We start from the raw sequence: 17,066 nt of genomic DNA on the forward strand, positions 1-17,066 counted from the left end.
AGCGGGTCGGTACGCGGCCGACGCGACGAACACCGGCGGATCCTGTCCGGCCGTACGCCCGCACCGGGCTCCGGGCTCGGCCGGGCGCGGTCGGCCCGCACCGCCTCCCGCGGCCGGGTCAGTGCCGCGTCGCGCCCTCGGCCTCCGGGCGTCGCGGGGCGGGCACTTCGTGGCGCTCCAGGAGCAGCAGGTCGTCGCGGCGGCGTTCCTTGAGCAGCCACCACGCGGTCAGGTAGAACGCGGCCGGCAGGCCGGTCGGGGCGAGGAGCCACAACGGGCCCTGGAGTGTGACGGTGAGGATCGCCGTCCACAGGTGGATCATGCCGAGCGTCGCGGCGCGGCCCAGCGCGCCGAATCCGAAGCGCAGCGTGTCGCGTACCGCGAGGATGCTCCCGGCGCACAGGGCGGCGAGCCCGGCGGCCAGGACCGCGGTGACCATCAGCATTTTGTCGAGACCGGCGAGTTCGTCGCCCTCCCGGCGCACGGCGAAGGCCATGACGGTGAGCGCCCCCGCGCCGAGCACCATGATGACGCCCTCGATCACGAGCGCGGTGTACAGCGTCCGCAGCAGCGCTGTTCGGCGGCTGCCCCTCATCTCCTATCCCCCGCTTCTTTTTCCCCCGCCGTCGAACAGTCGAGCCAACCGGTCGCCGCGGCGGCGATCCCCGTGTCGGTGGTGTGCACGTTACGCCTGAGGACACTGCCAGACCGCCGGACCCCCTCAGGTGGCGGAATAGTAACGATCGTGGGCCAGGTGCGTCCCTGGATCGACAAAGTGCCAAGAAGTGGGCCGTACATCACCGTGTTTCGGTCAAACAGCGTCGAATTGTGTCGTGAGACGCGCGAAATCCGTACGGCTCACCACAACTTCGCCGGCGGCGACGCGCCCAATTGATCAGCCGCACGGCGCAATGTACCCACGAGCAGTGCCAGATCCGTCGGGCCGACCGTGGGGCGGCCCGACGCCGCCGCGGTCCGGCGGCTCAGCGGGGCGCCCATATCGGTCCAGACCTGCCGCACCGCGGTGGGCCGCAGCGTCGCCGTGCGCGGCATCCGGCCGGTGACGCGGCCCGTCTGGAACGGCAGGACGGCGCCGTCCGAGCCCCGGATCAACGCCCGGCCGGGGAACTCGTCGTCGAGCGCCCCCGCGTCGTCGACGTGGATGAGCGCCTGCGACGCCGCCGCGTCGTCGGTGCGCAAGGCCACCCGCAGATCCGCCTCCGCCGTGGCCTCCAGCGCGCCGGCCAGCGCCGGCTGGCCGGTCGCGACGGCGAGGTGCACGCCGACCGGCCCGCCGCGGTGCACGACATCGGCAAGGCCCTTGACGAAGCCGGGGAACTGCCGGGCCAGGTACTCGATGTCGTCGACCGCCACGAGTATGCGCGGCAGCGGCACGCCCGTTTCGTCGCGGAACGCCGCGAACGCCATGCCGCGCAGCAGGTCCTCACGCCGCGTCAGCTCCCCGAGCAGCGCCGAGACGGCGTGCGAGGTGCGGGCGGCGTCGGGCTCGTCCAGATACCCGACGGTGTGCGGGAGGTCGGCACACGCGGCGAGGCCGTCGGGAGCGGCCTCGGGGTCGAGGCGTGCGCCGCGCACCAGGACCAGCCCGAGCTGGTCGGGGCGGTTGGCCACCGCGAGCGACGCCACCAGCGCGGTGAGCAGTTCGGTCTTCCCCGACCCGGCCGTGCCGCCGATGACCATGTGCGGTCCGTCCGCACCGAGGTCCACGGTCACCGCGCCGCGCACGTCGGCCCCAAGGACACCGCGCGCCGTACGCCCGGATTCGCGCCACGCGCCGAGCACCTTGGCCGGCGTCATGAGGTCGAAGCCGAGCAGGTCCAGCAGCCGCACGGTCTCCGGCAGCGGCGACACCCGGCGCGCCGCCGCCTCGCGCAGCGGCGCCAGCGCGCGGGCGAACCGGTCGGCCCACGCGGGCGAGACGGCGTCGGTGACGATCTCCTCGATGCGGTGCGCCGCGGGGCCGATCAGCGACAGGCGCGTCCCGACCTCGCCGACGACGCGGCCGATCACCGCGCACTGCAACGGCAGTTCCTCGGCACGGTCGTCCAGGCACAGCGCGTGTATGCCCGCGGCCGGTCCCTCGGTGAGCAGCCGGGCCAGCTCCGGACGCGCCGCCAGCGCACCCGAACCGTCCAGGACGACCACCGACCGCCGCCGCGGGCGCGCCGGGGTGTGCGGGTCCGCCGGACGCTCCCGCTCGCGGTCCACCCGGTCCAGCAACTCGCCGGTGCGCGCCAGGGCCTGATCGCGGGTCAGGCCCAGGAGCAGCCGGCAGTCCTGCCCCTCGGACGGCCGCAGGTGCGGCAGCCACCGCAGCCACGCCCAGTCCTCCGCGAGCGCCGGATCCCCGCACATGAGCACGATTTCCAGCTCGTGCGGCCCGTGCAGGGCGGCCAACTGGGCCACGACGGAACGCGCCAGGCCCAGCAGGCGCGGTCGCGGACCCGCCAGACCCAGCACCGCGTCCCGCAGCGACACGGTCACCGGCGCGGCGTAGGCGGTCAGCCGCCGCACGCCCTCCGCGTGGGCGATGGTCACCTCGGACGGGATGTCACCGCTCCCCAGCCGCACCGACAGGCCGTCCTGCGGATCCCCGTGCCGCTCCCAGACGCGCACCGGGACCTCCGGCCGCCCGTGCTCGCCCGCGCCCGCGTCGAGGGCGGCGAGCAGCAGCGTCGCCAGGTCCGGGCTGCGCGCGCGTCTGCGCCGTACCTCCTCCACGACCGCGAACCGGGCCTGGTCCTCCAGCGCGGCGCGCTCGGCCGCCACCGCGCGGCGCCGGCCGGCGAACCCCAGGCGGCGGGCGGGTGGTTCGTCGGGCAGATCGATCCGCACCGGCTCGACGGGCGGGGCCGGGCGACGCGGCAGGCGCGGCAGCACCACGTGGCCGAGGCCGTCGGGGCGCGGCCCGTCGACCGGGGCGGGCTCGGCGTCGTACGGCAGCGGCAGCACGGCGGTGAGCGTCGTCTCGCCGAGCCGCAGCAGCGATCCGGGGCGAACCCGCAGCGGCTCGGGCCCGACCGGCTGCCCGTCCAGCGTCGTGCCGTTCGTCGACCCCAGGTCGGCGACCCGGACATGCCCGGACGCACCGGGCGTTATGGTCAGTTCGGCGTGCAGCCGGGACAAGTCGGGGTCGCCGATCCGGATCTCCGCCTCGGGCGCGCGGCCGATGCGCACGGTGCCCTGGCGCAGCAGGTGCACGCCTCCGGCGTCGGGGCCGCCCACCACGCGCAGTTCGGGCGATCCCGTCGCGGGCGAGGCCGGCCCGGGCATCCCTATCGTCACCAACGCGCCGTCCACCAAAGGCGGTCGCCCCAGCGGAGTGTTGTCGGCGAGGCGCGTGTCGCCCACCCAGAACCGCTGCCCGTCCGCACCGGACGTCGAGCGCAGCGCGCCCGCGACCGCTCCGAACGTGGTCCCCGTCGGCGCCGTGACGAGCACATCCGCCCCCGGCCCCTCCCCTCGGGACCCGAGCACGGTGAGCCGGATCTGCATGCTCCTCCGTCCGCCTGACCTACCCGTGACTTGCGTGCCCCGCGCGCGCGTCATGCGACATGCACGGTACGCATCCTCGCATCCGCGACGAGGATGGCACTCCCCGAGCGCGGATGGGAACGATCATGCGAACGGACAGTCGGAACACGCGGACCGAGAACGCAAAAACCGGCCGTGCGAGGCCATTTCCGGCGCCGCCCCGCCTCCGCCGCATCGGGCGGACGCGGCGTGGGCAGGGGGTGGGCGAGGGCCCGGGAGAGTACGGAGCACGACGCCCCGGGACGCACGCCGCACGATTTGCGGGGACTCGTCCCACGACAGTCTGTGACGAACCGGAACCGCGACGCGTGCGTCCACGAACGCAAGGGCGCTGACGTGCCCTCGGCCCGCGCCATAGGGTGTGCGCACAGCTGTCGGTAAGTCTGGGGAGCGCAGTGGACCGGCCGGTAGGAAGCAAATACCTGCTCGAAGAGACCTTGGGGCGGGGCGCCAGCGGGACTGTCTGGCGCGCGCGCGTCCGCGACACCGACGAGGTCGTCGCGGTCAAGGTGCTGCGCGAGGAGCTGGCGGGCGACCCGGACGTGGTCACCCGCTTCCTGCGCGAGCGCTCGCTGCTGCTGCGGCTGAGCCACCCCAACCTGGTCCGGGTGCGCGACCTGGTCGTCGAGGGCGAGCTGCTGGCGCTGGTCATGGACCTCATCGACGGGCCGGACCTGCGCACGTACCTGCGCGACAACGGCCCGCTGCCCCCGGCCGCCGCCGCGCTCACGATGGCCCAGGTCTGTGACGCGCTGGCCGTCACCCACGCGGACGGCGTGATCCACCGGGACCTCAAGCCCGCCAACATCATGCTCAACCGCAACGGCGACTCCCTCTACCCGATGCTCACCGACTTCGGCATCGCCCGGCTCGCCGAGTCGCCCGCGCTCACCCGCACCCACGAACTGGTCGGTACCCCCAGCTACGTCGCGCCCGAGACCGCCGAGGGGCGCCCGCTGAGCCCGTCGGTCGACATCTACGCCGCCGGGGTCGTGCTGTACGAACTCTTCGCCGGCCGCCCGCCCTTCACCGACTCCAACCCGATCGCGCTGCTGCACCGGCACCTGTCCGAGGTCCCGGTCCGCCCGGAGGGCATGCCCGACGCGTACTGGCTGGTCACCGAGCGATGCCTCGCGAAGCAGCCCGAGCTTCGTCCGGACGCGCGAGGTCTCGGGGCGGCGCTGCGTACGGCGGCGGAGATCCTTCAGGGGACGCGGCCGGACGACGGCACACTGGCCCGACTCCTCGCCGCGTCCGCCGCCGCGGCGGGAGCCGCGGCCGGGCTCGCCGCCGCGGGCGGGCAGGACGACCCCACGCGCGTCGTGCCGCGAGCGGCGCCCGACGGCGGCGGGTTCGCCCCCGCCCCGCCGCTCGGGCCTCCGCCCGCCCCGCCCGGGCCGGACGGCACGCGTGTGCTCGACGAGGTGGCGCCGCCGTACGGGCCGGGCGGAGTCGGTGGCCGCCGCGACGCCGGGCCCCCGCAGCCGCCCGGGTATCCGCAGCCCGCGCTGTACCGCGACGAAGTGGGCCTGGCCCGGCAGGGCGGTCCGGCCCAGTACGCGCCGCCGCCGGCGCCGTACCGCGCGCCCGAGCCGCCGCCGCACTCCGCCCCGCCGCAACCGCCGCCGCAACGGGAGGCACCGCGCCCGCCCGAGGTCGCCCCGCCGCGGCGCAATCCCCGGCGCGAACGCGAGCCGCGCGAGCCCCGCGAGCCGCGTCGCGGACGCGGCTTCCGGCTGTCGTCCATCCCCGGCCTCGGCTGCACGCTGGGCTGCCTGCTGCGGCTGGTGATCTTCGGCGCGATCCTGTTCGCGATCTATTGGTTCAGCCCGCTGCGGGACTGGGTGAACAACGCGGTCGACGTCTTTGATGAAGTCAAAGGCTGGTATGACAAGGTCAAAGACTTCATGGGCGGCGGTGGTGACGGCGGCAGCGGCGGTACGGACACCACCGGCGGCTCGGGCCAGTAGCGCCCGACGGGGGCGAACCCGCCGCGGTTCGCCGCGCCTTCTCCGGCGTCCGGGCCCGGCGCGGTCGCCTTCCCGGGCGGCCGGTCGGCGTGCGCCGCCACGCGCCGACAAGTCATGCCAAACCACGCGCGTTCGCCCCGGCCCGCTTGCCCGGGGCCGAGCGGCGGCCGGGGCCCGCGGCAAGAGCCTCCCCCCGCCGCGGACTTCGTCCGGCACCGTCCCGGGCGCCGCACACGCGCGATCGCCTCGCGACCCGGGGATCGACAAATCTCTTCGCCAAGAGGACGACACCCGCCCCGGATCCGTCACACCACGTGGCTCGGCACGTTCCGGCAGGTAGCCTTCGGGCACGGAAGTCTCGAACGGAGTCCGGAGCACGTCCGAGGACGAGGGCGACACACCCGACGTGCCGGGGACAGGGCCGGAACGAGGCCGAGACCGAGCCGGCTGGTAAGCCGGAGACGAGCCGGGGACGAGCCGGGGACACGGAGCAGCATTGGCACGCAGGATTGGCAGCCGGTACGTCGCCCTGAAGGTGCTCGGGCGCGGCGCGAGCGGCACCGTCTGGGCCGGCGAGGGCCCCGAGGGCCCCGTCGCGATCAAGCTCCTGCGCGAAGACCTCGCCTCCGACGAGGTGTTGGTCGCACGGTTCGTGCAGGAGCGCACCGCACTGGTCAGCCTCGACCACCCCGGCATCGTCGGCATCCACGACCTCGTCGTCGACGGCGTCGACCTCGCCCTGGTCATGGACCTGGTCAACGGCCCCGACCTGCGGACGCGCCTGGAGAAGGAAGGTGTCCTCAAGCCCGCGCTCGCCGCCGCGATCTGCGCCGACGTCGCCGACGGCCTCTCCGCGGCGCACGCCGAGGGCGTCATCCACCGCGACGTCAAGCCCGAGAACGTCCTGCTGGACACCGCGTACGGCCAAATCCGGGCCCGCCTCACCGACTTCGGCATCGCCCGCCTCGTGGACGCCCCCCGGCGCACGCGGGCCACGCGCATCATCGGCACCCCCGACTACCTCGCCCCCGAGATCATCGAAGGCCTCCAGCCCACCGCCGCCGTCGACGTGTACGCGCTCGGCACGGTGCTGTACGAACTGCTCACCGGCTGGACCCCGTTCGGCGGCGGCCACCCCGGCGCCGTGCTGCGGCGCCACGTCACCGAGCCGGTACCGGGCATCCCCGGGCTCCCCGCGCCGGTCGCCGAGGTGCTCGCGTCGTGCCTCTCGAAGGCCCCGGCGGCGCGGCTGACGGCCCGTGAGGTCGGGGAGCGGCTGCGTGCCGCGCTCCCCGCGCTCGCGGGGCTGCCGCCCTTCGACGTGCCCGCCCCCGACGGCGGCGGGCACCCCGACCGGGGCGAGACGCCGCCTCCGCTCCCGGCCGGGGTCGTGCCCCTGGTCTCCGGCACCGAGCCGGACGCGTCGCGCGACACCCACACCAACCTCGTACGCCCGACCTTCACCGCGCCGCCGGTCACCACACCGCCCCGCCGCCGTCGTCCCCACCAGCACCGCAAGCGCCGCAGGCGGGCCGTCGCCGTCATCGGCACCGTGTTCGTGCTGGCCGTCGGCGGCGTCGGCTGGTGGCTCACGCGGAGCGACGACCCGCCCCACGACCGGCGGCCGGCCGGCTCCACGGTGTCGCCGTCGGTCTCCGCCGCCGCGGCGGGCGACGGGCGCGCGGACGGCGCCGGCCCCGCGCCGGGGTGGGCCACGTGGGCGCAGCTTCCGGTGGCACCGGTGTTCCTGACCGGAGCACCGGCCGCGGCACGGCCGGCCGGGGCGCCGACCTTCGTCGTGCAGCGCGACGGCGTCGGCCAGCCGTGGTTCGCGACCGACCGCGACGGGACCTTCGAGGACTGGCGGAAACTGCCCGCGTTCAAGGCGATCGAGGACCTCGCGGTGACCGCGCCCGGCCCCGGCCGCGTCGACGTCCTCGCGGTCAGCCAGGACCGGCACCTCTACCGCAGCAGCTTCGCCGACGGCCGGTGGGGCGACTGGACGAGGATCGATGCCAAGACCCGGATCACCGGCGCCCCCGCGGCGACCGCGACCGGCGACCGGTTGGAAATCCTCGTCTGCTCCGGGGACACGCTCATGCACGGCACCCTCGTCGGGGCGAACTGGACGGGATTCGACCGGATCACGCAGGCCGGAGCGATCGAGGGGGCCCCGGCCGTGACCGCGTCGGCCCCCGGCACGATGGACGCCTTCGTCGTCGGCGCCGACGACCGCGAGCTGCTGCACCTCGCCTTCGTCTCGGGCGCCTGGCGCGAGCCCGTGCCGGTCGGCGCCGTCCGCGCGGGCGGACGCCCGGCCGCGGCCTGGACCCCGGCGACCGGCCTGACGGTCGTCGTGCCCGACACCGACGGCCGCCTGATCGGTCTGGTCGCCCGTGCCGACGGCTGGCAGCCCGCGCGCCTCACGCCGCCGGCCGGTCTCCCGAAACAGGACGGCGCCGCCCCGGCCGCCGCCCTCACCGCGACCGGCGACCGCGTCGACGTCTACGTGCTGGGCCCCCAACGCCGCGTCCAGGTCGCGCCGTCCGCCTGACCCGGCGCGGATCCCGCCGCCCGCCCCGCTTCCCGCCCGACCCCGCCCGACCCCGCCCCGGCCACCGGCCGGGGGCCGGGTGCGTGGCCAGTAGGATGGGGGAGTGGCTGCCATTGATCCTTCCGAAGAGCTGAAGTCCGTCGAATCCACCATGGAGTCGATCGAGGCGGTCCTCGACCTGGACAAAATGCGTGCCGACATCGCCGACCTCAACGAGACCGCGGCGGCGCCGGACCTGTGGGACAACCCCGAGAACGCGCAGAAGGTGACGAGCCGGCTGTCGTTCCTCCAGGGTGAGCTGCGCAAGGTCGAAGACCTGCGCCGCCGTATCGACGACGTCCAGGTGCTCTTCGAGCTGGCCGAGGCGGAGGACGACGCCGATACGCGCACGGAGGCCGCCGCCGAGCTGGCCGCCGTCCGCAAGTCCGTCGACGAGCTGGAAGTACGCACGCTCCTCTCCGGCGAGTACGACGCGCGCGAGGCGCTGGTCACCGTCCGCGCCGAGGCGGGCGGCGTCGACGCCGCCGACTTCGCCGAGATGCTGCTGCGGATGTACACGCGCTGGGCGGAGCGGCACGGCTACTCCACCGAGGTCTATGAGACGTCGTACGCCGAGGAGGCCGGCATCAAGTCCGCCACCTTCGCGGTGAAGACGCCCTACGCGTACGGCACCCTCTCCGTGGAGCAGGGCACCCACCGCCTCGTGCGGATCTCGCCGTTCGACAACCAGGGCCGCCGCCAGACGTCGTTCGCGGGCGTCGAGGTGCTGCCGGTCGTCGAGCAGACCGACCACGTCGACATCGACGAGTCGGACCTGCGCGTCGACGTGTACCGGTCGTCGGGGCCCGGCGGCCAGGGCGTCAACACCACCGACTCGGCGGTGCGCCTGACGCACATCCCCACCGGCATCGTCGTCTCGTGCCAGAACGAGCGCTCGCAGATCCAGAACAAGGCGACCGCGATGGCCGTTCTCCAGGCCAAGCTGCTGGAGCGGCAGCGCCAGGAGGAACGCGCCAAGATGGACGCGCTCAAGGGCGACGGCTCGTCGTGGGGCAACCAGATGCGCTCGTACGTCCTGCACCCGTACCAAATGGTCAAGGACCTGCGGACGGAGTTCGAGGTCGGCAACCCGCAGTCGGTGCTCGACGGCGACATCGACGGCTTCATCGAGGCCGGTATCCGGTGGCGCAAACAGCAGCAGACGGCCGCGGCGTAGCCCCCGCCGGACCCGCCGCCGAGGCCTCTTCAACCCCTTACGCGGACTCCCTCAACTTTCTTCACGACCTTTGAGGAGGAAAAGGGACATCCGCCAGCAACCCTCATAGATCCCCGTTGACGCCTTGTGACGGCCTTGTCCAGGCTGAAGCACGGACGGGGCCCGATCAACTGGGGGTTGCAGTAGTGACGAACAGAATGCGCGCCAGAGTGGCACGCATAGCCGCCGCCGCTGTCTTCGTCGGCGGCGCCTCACTCGCCGTCGCCGGAATGGCGGCTGCGGAGGAACCCGATCCCTGCGCGCTGAACCCGTTGGCCGCCAAGTGCCTGCAGTTGCCGATCGGATTGCCCACGGGCTCCGAGACGCCGACCGGGGACGCGAGCGGCACCGGGGGCGCGACCGAGGATCAGAACAACGGCAACAACGGCAACGGGAACAACGGCAACGGCTCCACCGAGCCGACCGACGGCACCACCCCGGCGCCGACCGACACGGCGGGCCAGGGCACCACACCGCCGGAGTCGACGCCGCCCGGCACCGGGGAGACCACACCTCCGACGGACCAGCCGACGACGCCGCCCACCGGCACCACGCCCACCGAAACGGGCGCCACGTCGGAGCCCACCTCGGGCAGCGAATGCTCGGTCGCCAACGGAGGCGTCAACTGCGGTACGGGAGGCAACGGTTCCGCCGGTTCCATCGGCGGGAGCGACCCGCAGCGCAACTACGGCGCCGGGGCCTCCGGAGGCAATGCGGCGACGGACACCCCGGTCGCCACGGGGGCGCCCGGAGCGGCCGGCAGCACGGGCGGCGCCACGGACGTTCCGGAACTGGCGGAGACCGGCCAGTCGGCGAACCTCACGTTCATCGTGATCGGCGGCATCGTGATGGCGGGCGGCGGTTTCGCCTTCGCCGTCGCACCGCGCATGCTCAACCGCCGCGAGGCGACCGCAGCCGCGTAGTCCGCCCCGGCGCCGTGGGTTCGGCGCACACCGGTCCGGGTCCCACCGGCCCGGTCGCGAGGACACACGAAGGCCCCGGGCACCGCCCGGGGCCTTCGCATATGTCGTACGGCGTGGTGCCGACTATCCGTGGGGTCAGCCCGCCATCCGCGGCACCAGCAGCGCCGCGAGGACGACGAGCGCCGCCAGCGCGACCAGCAGGGCCGGTGACACCGGCCGCCCCTCGCGGTCCATGCGCTCACGCGACGCACGGCAGACCCGGCAGCGGCCCTCGCTCACCGGGCCGGCGCAGTTCGCGCACACCAGGTGCTCCCACATGACGTCCTCCTCGGCCCCGGGGCCCGACCTGCTGCCTGCTCGTTCTCGCTGCGTGGTCGCCTTCTCCAACGCGGTGAGGGCCGCGGAAGTTCCCATCGCGTTCAACTGTGCCGCTTAGACTCCTGCATGGCCATGCCCTGTGACGCATCGCTCCCGGCCTGCGCGCCCGGCTCGGGGGGCGGTACCGTCCCTGGGACGCACGTACCGCGCCCGCGTCCACGGACACGACCCGTGCCCGCGCGAGCCCGGTGCCGGTGGAGCGCTCACCCAAGCTCTGCCCCCGCACGACTTCCCTGCCCCTTAGGATGGCGCGCTGTGATGCAACCGTGATCCGATTCGACAACGTCACCAAGACCTACGCGAAGCAGCCCCGACCCGCGCTGCAGGACGTCTCGCTCGAAGTGGAGAAGGGCGAGTTCGTCTTCCTCGTCGGTTCCTCCGGCTCCGGAAAGTCGACATTCCTGCGGTTGGTCCTCAAAGAGGAACGGCCGTCCACGGGCAACATCTTCGTCGCCGGCAAGGACCTCGGAAGGCTTTCCAACTGGAAGGTCCCCACGCTGCGTCGTCAAATGGGCACGGTGTTCCAGGACTTCCGCCTGCTGCCCAACAAAACGGTGCGCGAGAACGTCGCGTTCGCCCTCGAAGTGATCGGCAAGCCCAAGGGCACCATCCGCAAGGTGGTTCCCGAGGTTCTCGACCTGGTCGGCCTCGCCGGCAAGGAGGACCGCATGCCGGGGGAGTTGTCCGGTGGTGAGCAGCAACGCGTCGCCATCGCCCGCGCGTTCGTGAACCGGCCGATGATCCTCATCGCGGACGAGCCGACCGGCAACCTCGACCCGCAGAACAGCGTCGGCATCATGAAGCTGCTCGACCGCATCAACCGCACCGGCACGACCATCGTCATGGCGACGCACGACCAGGCGATCGTCGACCAAATGCGCAAGCGCGTCATCGAGTTGGAGCAGGGCCACCTCGTCCGCGACCAGTCGCGCGGCGTGTACGGCTACTCGCACTAACCCGGCCCCCGCGCCGTTCCGCGCTTCGGCCCGCGCTCGCGCCCCCGCGCACCGAACCCGACGAACGCACCGAACCGGCGTACGCGACAAGGCGACGCCCCGAAGACCGTTAGGACACCATGCGCGCCCAGTTCGTGCTGAAAGAGATCGGCATCGGTCTCCGCCGGAACCTGACCATGACGATCGCGGTCATCGTCAGTGTCGCGCTGTCCCTGACGCTGTTCGGGGCCGGTCTGTTGGTGAGCGCGCAGACCAACTCGATGAAGGACTACTGGTACGACCGCGTCGAGGTCTCGATCTACCTGTGCAACAAGTCCGACCCCAAGCAGGGCGGATGCGTCAACGGCGAGGTCACCGCCGCCGAACGCGACGCGATCCAGGCGGACCTGACGAAGATGGCCGAGGTCAAGGACGTCTTCTACGAGAACAAGCAGGACGCCTACAAGCACTTCATGGAGCAGAACGAGGACTCGCCGCTCGGGGACAGCCTGACCCCCGACCAACTGCCCGAGTCCTTCCGCGTCAAGCTGCACGACCCGACGAAGTTCGACATCATCTCCAGCGCCTTCACCGGCCGCGGGGGCGTCTTCGTCGTCCAGGACCAGAAGGCACTCCTCAAGCCCTTCTTCGACCTGCTGCGCAGTGCCCAGTACGCCGCGTACGGGATCATGGCGTTCATGCTCGTCGTGGCGATCCTGCTGATCGTCAACACGGCCCGCGTCTCGGCGTTCAGCCGCCGTCGCGAGACGGGCATCATGCGCCTCGTCGGCGCCTCGAACTTCTATATCCAAGGCCCCTTCATCCTGGAGTCCGCCGTCGCGGGCCTGGTCGGCGCGCTCACGGCGTCGGGCCTGCTCAGCATCGGCTACTACTTCGGCGTCAAGAAAGGGCTGGCGGGCGCGATCAACATCCTGGACAAGCAGCTGATCGGATTCGACGCGGTGTTCGCCGTCCTCCCGTGGCTGTTCATCCTCGGCGTCGGCATGTCCGCGATCGCGTCGTTCTTCACGCTCCGCAAGTACCTCAAGGTCTGACGCGCCTCCGCGCCCACTCGGCGTCGACCGCTGCGCCGGAAGAGTGTCATATCAACTGAAAAGTGCTTTATATGGCTTAAGTACTGCCGCCTGCCTGATACCAGTGGAACCGATTGACCGCACGACCCCGCGTCGACGAGTGGTCGGCCACCGGTCCCCGACAGGAGGCGACGCCCATGTACCCCACGCATTCGAGGCGCCTCGGATTCCTCGCGCTGATCGCCGCCACCGCCGGCGCCGTCTGCTGGGGCACCGCCCAGGCCGACGACGACACACAGGCGGAGAAGCAGCGTGTCGACAGCCAGGTCCAGGACGTCCGCGTGCAGCTCGACGGCGCGGTCGCCCGACTCGCCGCCGCCGAGTCCGCGTACGCCGAGGCCAACGCCGGCATGCCCGCCGCGCAGGCCGCGCTGGCCGAGACCCGCCGCAAGCTCGACGAGGCCCGTGTCCGGGACACCGACCTGCGCCGCCGCCTGGAGATCGCGGTCGAGGAGGAAGCCACCGCCCAGCGCCAACTGCGCGACGTGGAGGCCTCCATGGGGAGCCTGCGCGACTCCGTCGGCCAGGTCGCCCGCCGCGCCTACCAGCAGGGCTCGCTGTCCGGGCTCTCGGTGGTCGTGCGCTCCGAGACCCCCGCGCAGATGATGTCGAGGATCGAGGCGTTCCGGACGCTGATGCGCGCCGACGAGGCGGCCATCGCCCGGCTCAAGGCCGTACACGCCGAAGCCGACGGGCGGCAGAAGGCCCTGGCCCGGGCCCGCGATCAGGTGCAGGCCGACCGCGAGGCCGCCGCGGCACACGTCGCCGAACTCACCCGCCTCGAAGCCGAGGCCGCCACCGCGGCGACGGCCGTCGAAAAACTCGTCGAGCAACGCCGCGCCGCGCTGGCCACCGCCCAGGAGGAGAAGACCGCCGACCAACAGCGGTACGAATCCCTCGTCGCCGAACAGGGCCGGCTCACCGAACTCGTCAACCGCCTCAACGCACCCTCCCGGAGCGGTTCGCGCACCGACGACCAGGGCGGCGCGCTGTCCTACCCGGTCGACGCCGACATCAGCTCGACCTTCGGATCCCGCTTCCACCCGATCCTCGAAGTGGTCAAGCTGCACACCGGCACGGACTTCGCCGCCCCCTCGGGAACCCCGGTGCGCGTCGCCCGCGAAGGCACCGTCATCGCCGCCGACTACAACACCGCGTACGGCAACCGCGTCGTCGTCTCGCACGGCCGGGTCAACGGCGTCGCCCTGACGACGACCTACAACCACCTCTCGCGCATCGACGTCGCCAAGGGCGCCAAGCTGACGCGCGGTCAGATCGTCGGGCTGGTCGGCACGACCGGCTACTCCACCGGCCCGCACCTGCACTTCGAGGTCCTTGCCGACGGCAAGTTCACCGACCCGATGACCTGGTTGTGAGCGGCGCCGGGCACGGGCCGCGGTCGGCGGGGAGGGCCGGTTCCGGCGGCGGCGCGCGTCGTCCGGGGCGACGGTGGAGACGGGCAGACCCACGCGGCCGGTGACACGGACCAGGGCACCGGCTCCCGGCGGTCCGACGGGGCGGGGGCACGGTGGTTCCGCGCGCTCCCGTGCGGCGGCGCGCGCTGCCTTATGCTCCCGGCATGACACCGGGCCGCGCATGCCGCAGGGCCGCACTCGCCCTGGCCTTCGGCACCGCCCTGACCACCGGGACGGCGACCGGCGCCTGGGACGGCACCGGAGCGTCCGGCCCGCGGGCCGCCGAGACCCGGCCGCCCCCGTACCGGCAGTTGAGGTCTGAGGTCGTGGTGACCGTCGCCGACGGCTCGGCCGCGCTCGACGGCCTCGTGCTCTCCCCGGACGCGGCCCGCGACCTGCTCGCGGTCCTCGACGACCGCTGGGCCGCCTACCACCCGCCCGGCGTGGCGGCGGACGCCCCGGGGCCCGGCGACGGCACCTACCCGGGGGTCGGTCTGACCGTGCGGCAGGCGGACGGCGAGATCCGCCTCGGCCACGTGCGGCCCGACGGCCCCGCCGCGCACGCGGGGCTCGCCGCTGACGACCTCCTCACCGCGGTCGACGGCGTCCCGGCAGGCGAACTCGGCGTCGCGGGCGTGGTCGCCCGGCTGCGCGGACCCGCGGGCACGCCCGTCACCCTCACGACCGTGCGCGGCGGCGTGCCGACCCCCGTCGTCCTGGTCCGCGAACTCCTCACCGGCGCGGGCGTCATCGTCGAACCACTCGACGCCCCCGGCACGCCGGACGCACCGCTGCACATCCGCGTCTCGGGCTTCGGACGCGGCACCGCCGACCAGGTCCGCGGCGCCCTCGCCCGCGGCCCGCGCGCAGTCGTCCTCGACCTGCGCGGCAACCCCGGCGGGCTCATCGACGAGGCCGCCGCGGTCGCGTCCGCGTTCCTCGCCCCCGGACCGGTCGTCACGTACGAGGACGGCACCGGCGGACGCCGCGAACTCGGCGCCGACGCGCCGCCCGGCGACCAGGAGACCCCCCTCGTCGTCCTCGTCGACGGCGCCACCGCGAGCGCCGCGGAAGTCGTCGCGGCGGCGCTGCGCGACCGGGGGCGCGCGGTGATCGTCGGCGCGACGACGTACGGGAAAGGCTCGGTGCAGGCCGTGACCGCGCTCGCGGACGGCGGCAGCGTCGAGTTCACCATCGGCCGCTGGTACCCGCCGAGCGGCCGGAGCGTCGACGGCGCGGGCGTCGTACCCGACGTCGCGGTACCGCCCGCGGCCCCGCCGGAGGTCGGCGACGCACGCGCCCGCGAGGTCTTGGGCGGGCCGTCCGGTGCCGACGGGACGGGCTGACGCGGGCGGGGCACCGCTCCGTCCGGGCAACCCCGTGGCCCGGACGCCCGCACATGGGCGACAATGCGAAGACCATGGCAAAGAGACCAACCATCGTGCAGATGCCGGGGAAGCCGACCAAGTCCAAGAAGGCGCAGGCGGCCCCCAAACGCAAGCTGATCGCACAGAACAAGAAGGCACGGCACGACTACCACATCGACGACACGATCGAATGCGGCGTCGTGCTGACCGGGCCTGAGGTGAAGTCGCTTCGGCAGGGCCGCGCCTCGCTTGTCGACGGATTCGCGACCGTCGACAACCACGAGGTGTGGCTCCGCAACGCGCACATCCCCGAATACCTGGAGGCGACCTGGAACAACTCGGCGCCGCGCCGCCCCCGCAAGCTCCTGCTGCACCGGCCGGAGATCGCCAAGTTGGAGAACAAGCTCGGCGACTCGGGGACCACGCTCGTCCCGTTGAGTATCTACTTCAACGAAGACGGTCGCGTGAAGGTCGAACTGGCCCTCGCGCGCGGCAAGAAGCTCTACGACAAGCGCCAGGCGCTCATCGAGAAACAGGGGCAGCGCGAGGCCCAACGCGCCATGAGCGCGGCGATTCGCCGGCAGACGAGCTGACGGGGACGGCGGGCGGGGCGTCGGGCGGGAATGAAGTGGACCCCGCCCGGGGTTGTTCCGTACGATGACACCGGCTGCGAACCGGTCAGGCGACAACGCCGGAGCGCGGCTTTCAAGCGGAGCTTGCACGACGCTTGAAAACTCAATAGGGGGTGATCGGTTTCGACTGGAGATGTCGGAGCAGAGGAAGCGAGCCGAGGAAGCGGCAATGATCTCGTAAACCATATGCCGAAACCAATAATCGCCGATAACAAGCGCGATTCCTTCGCCCTCGCTGCCTGAGCGAGCTTCGAAGGTGTCAGACCGGGCGCGTCCCCGTCCCGGATCCTGGCATAATCAAGGGGACTCCACCGTTCTGCCCGGTTACGGGGTAGTGCGGAAAATCAAACAGTAACTGGGCCCGTCGGCAACTTGTCCGCGTGATTGCCGGGGCCGAGAAAAGCACAGCGGACTGCGCTCGGAGAAGCTCTGGTCTCGCACTTCAGGACGCGGGTTCAATTCCCGCCACCTCCACGAAGGCGATGGGCGACCCATGCCTGCGGAAAGCGCAGGCCGGGTCGCCTTCGTCGTTTTTGCGCGGCTTCGCCGCGCGGGCGGGGGCTTCGCCACCCGCACCCCCCCGGCTGGTGCGCGGAGGCGGGGCCGGGTCGCCTTCGTCGTTTTTGCGCGGCTTCGCCGCGCGGGCGGGGGCTTCGCCACCCGCACCCCCCGGCTGGTGCGCGGAAAGCGCAGGCCGGGTTGTCTTCGTCGTTTTTGCGCTTCGCCACCCGCACCCCCCGGCTGGCCTGCGTGTTCCCCATTCCTTGATCCACAAGGGCAAGGTAGAGCTCGCGCTCCTTCAGGAGCTTCTTGGGCCCCTGCGGCTTCCGGTCCTCTCGGATCTCGAAGTCCATCCGTCCCCCTATATCGGGGTGTTGCAACGACCTCTTGAACCGAAGCTGGCGCGGGGGGTCTGCGATGCGGGATGAGGGCGCGGCTCTGCCCCTGGGCTGGTGCGGGGGTTGCTGTGGGGGCGATTGTGGTCAGT

Annotated in this window: 12 protein-coding genes and 1 other RNA gene; 10 read left to right on the plus strand and 3 right to left on the minus strand. The window is 72.8% G+C overall.

All coding sequences use genetic code 11. From position 1 onward, the window contains the following. Positions 1-118: 118 nt before the first annotated feature. Together LO772_RS21885 and LO772_RS21890 are read right to left on the minus strand one after the other, a co-directional pair. Positions 119-595: a hypothetical protein gene (locus LO772_RS21885; protein ID WP_231773731.1), complete on the minus strand. Its 477-nt coding sequence runs from the start codon at positions 593-595 to the stop codon at positions 119-121. Between the two features lie 263 nt (positions 596-858). Further along, entirely contained in the window at positions 859-3,516 is a 2,658-nt protein-coding gene (locus LO772_RS21890) for an FHA domain-containing protein (protein ID WP_231773732.1), read from the minus strand. Positions 3,517-3,950: 434 nt separating this feature from the next. On the opposite strand from LO772_RS21890, the gene LO772_RS21895 reads away from it, so the two are divergent. The 4 genes from LO772_RS21895 to LO772_RS21910 all read left to right on the plus strand — a co-directional run bounded on the left by LO772_RS21895 (position 3,951) and on the right by LO772_RS21910 (position 10,257). Then, entirely contained in the window at positions 3,951-5,525 is a 1,575-nt protein-coding gene (locus LO772_RS21895; protein WP_231773733.1) for a serine/threonine-protein kinase, read from the plus strand. A gap of 496 nt (positions 5,526-6,021) precedes the next feature. Next, on the plus strand, positions 6,022-8,079 hold the full coding sequence (locus LO772_RS21900; RefSeq protein ID WP_231773734.1) for a protein kinase domain-containing protein: 2,058 nt from the start codon (positions 6,022-6,024) through the stop codon (positions 8,077-8,079). Between the two features lie 103 nt (positions 8,080-8,182). Further along, complete coding sequence (gene prfB, locus LO772_RS21905) at positions 8,183-9,295, plus strand: peptide chain release factor 2 (RefSeq protein ID WP_231773735.1); 1,113 nt, start codon at positions 8,183-8,185, stop codon at positions 9,293-9,295. A gap of 209 nt (positions 9,296-9,504) precedes the next feature. Continuing rightward, complete coding sequence (locus tag LO772_RS21910; protein ID WP_231773736.1) at positions 9,505-10,257, plus strand: LPXTG cell wall anchor domain-containing protein; 753 nt, start codon at positions 9,505-9,507, stop codon at positions 10,255-10,257. A 135-nt stretch (positions 10,258-10,392) separates the two neighbouring features. Here the strand turns inward: LO772_RS21910 and LO772_RS21915 are convergent, their stop codons facing one another. Next, positions 10,393-10,575, minus strand: a complete 183-nt coding sequence (locus LO772_RS21915; protein ID WP_231779667.1) for a hypothetical protein — start codon at positions 10,573-10,575, stop codon at positions 10,393-10,395. Between the two features lie 326 nt (positions 10,576-10,901). Here LO772_RS21915 and ftsE point away from each other — a divergent pair, with 326 nt between their 5' ends. The 6 genes from ftsE to ssrA all read left to right on the plus strand — a co-directional run bounded on the left by ftsE (position 10,902) and on the right by ssrA (position 16,555). Continuing rightward, positions 10,902-11,591, plus strand: coding sequence for a cell division ATP-binding protein FtsE (ftsE, locus tag LO772_RS21920; protein WP_231773737.1), 690 nt, complete (start codon positions 10,902-10,904; stop codon positions 11,589-11,591). A 119-nt stretch (positions 11,592-11,710) separates the two neighbouring features. Next, positions 11,711-12,625, plus strand: a complete 915-nt coding sequence (ftsX, locus tag LO772_RS21925; protein ID WP_231773738.1) for a permease-like cell division protein FtsX — start codon at positions 11,711-11,713, stop codon at positions 12,623-12,625. Between the two features lie 176 nt (positions 12,626-12,801). Next, positions 12,802-14,040: a murein hydrolase activator EnvC family protein gene (locus tag LO772_RS21930; RefSeq protein WP_231773739.1), complete on the plus strand. Its 1,239-nt coding sequence runs from the start codon at positions 12,802-12,804 to the stop codon at positions 14,038-14,040. Positions 14,041-14,243: 203 nt separating this feature from the next. After that, on the plus strand, positions 14,244-15,425 hold the full coding sequence (locus LO772_RS21935; RefSeq protein WP_231773740.1) for a S41 family peptidase: 1,182 nt from the start codon (positions 14,244-14,246) through the stop codon (positions 15,423-15,425). Positions 15,426-15,526: 101 nt separating this feature from the next. After that, the gene (smpB, locus tag LO772_RS21940; RefSeq protein ID WP_231779668.1) at positions 15,527-16,039 is read left to right on the plus strand and encodes an SsrA-binding protein SmpB; all 513 of its coding nucleotides are present in this window, start codon (positions 15,527-15,529) and stop codon (positions 16,037-16,039) included. 148 nt (positions 16,040-16,187) lie between these two features. Further along, positions 16,188-16,555, plus strand: a transfer-messenger RNA (tmRNA) gene (gene ssrA, locus LO772_RS21945). Positions 16,556-17,066 lie beyond the last annotated feature (511 nt).

It is taken from the genome of Yinghuangia sp. ASG 101 (assembly GCF_021165735.1).
Lineage (GTDB): Bacteria > Actinomycetota > Actinomycetes > Streptomycetales > Streptomycetaceae > Yinghuangia.